Origin of the sequence: Phocaeicola sp. RTP21198st1_B8_RTP21198_201120 (assembly GCF_040929485.1) — a bacterium.
GTDB lineage: Bacteria > Bacteroidota > Bacteroidia > Bacteroidales > Bacteroidaceae > Phocaeicola > Phocaeicola dorei.
The window spans coordinates 1-1,103 of record NZ_JBCOCI010000506.1; the positions used below are offsets into that span (position 1 = coordinate 1).

The window sequence follows — 1,103 nt, forward strand, 5'->3', positions numbered from 1 at the left end:
CAGTGTCTCATTTCAAAGGTTTAATCTATTTCTTCTAGAAACTTCTCAATTTTCTTCACCGCATGATGATAAGATGCTTTCAGTGCACCGACCGACGTGCCGAAGATCTCCGACATCTCTTCGTACTTCATTTCCTGGTAGTGTTTCAGGTTGAACACCATACGCTGCTTTTCGGGCAAAGTCTGCAGGGCTTTTTGCAAGCACATCTGTATCTTGTCGCCCGAAAAGTAGGCGTCACTTTCCAGCTTTTGCACAACTACTGCTTCGGGATCGTCAATATCCACGGTAGTCATGGCACGCTGCTTATTCAGAAAGGTAAGACACTCATTCAGCGCGATGCGATAGAGCCAGGTCGACAGCTTCGCCTCGGCACGGAAATAATCGATATTCGTCCATGCCTTGATGAAAGTGTTTTGCAGGAGATCGTTCGCATCCTCATGCGACAGTACCATCCGGCGGATTTGCCAATACAATTGCTCGCTATACTGCCCCACAATCATTTCAAATCCTTTCCGCTGTGTACTCTCCTCCTGAAGGAGTTTCAGAACTTCGCGTTCGTTATAAGGAATCATAATCTCTCGTATCTGTATGTTTATTTATGGTTTCAAATTCAGGTTATTCATCGCCTCTAGTAAGGACGGATCATATTTATAAATGTCCTCACAATACCTCAAATTATTATCGGCAGACAGATAAACCGTCTGATAATCTATAAATAAAGGTATATATTGTTCCAAACTATAATGTTTCAATTCACGATAAGCCGCACTGATGGGCAGCTTCTTTCCCTCTTCACTCACCGGCTTGATATCCATTGCAATACGAATACGGTCTTCCAACAATTCATCCGGCTCTTTCAACAGGAAGAACGCGAAGTCGAGTGCTTTTTGAAGACGGACGCAACCGTGGCTCACCGCACGATTATTCCGTGTAAAAGCCCACCGTGACGGAGTGTCATGCAGATATACGGAATGAGGATTGGGAAAACGGAAGATGATACGTCCCAAGGAATTCCCTGTTTTGTTGTCCTGCTTCACCGTATAAGGTACGCCACTTCCTGCATACTTCGCCCATTTAATACTGTGGGGATCTACCTGGAGTCC

General features: G+C 44.9%; 2 protein-coding genes. Both read right to left on the reverse strand.

The annotated features are described in order from the left end of the window. Window positions 1-20: 20 nt before the first annotated feature. Window positions 21-572 (reverse strand): RNA polymerase sigma factor, encoded by a 552-nt coding sequence (locus AB5935_RS27650; protein WP_368328056.1) that lies wholly within the window; start codon window positions 570-572, stop codon window positions 21-23. Between the two features lie 24 nt (window positions 573-596). Beyond that, window positions 597-1,103 (reverse strand): L,D-transpeptidase family protein (locus tag AB5935_RS27655; protein WP_368328057.1); only part of this gene is annotated, 507 nt, incomplete at its 5' end.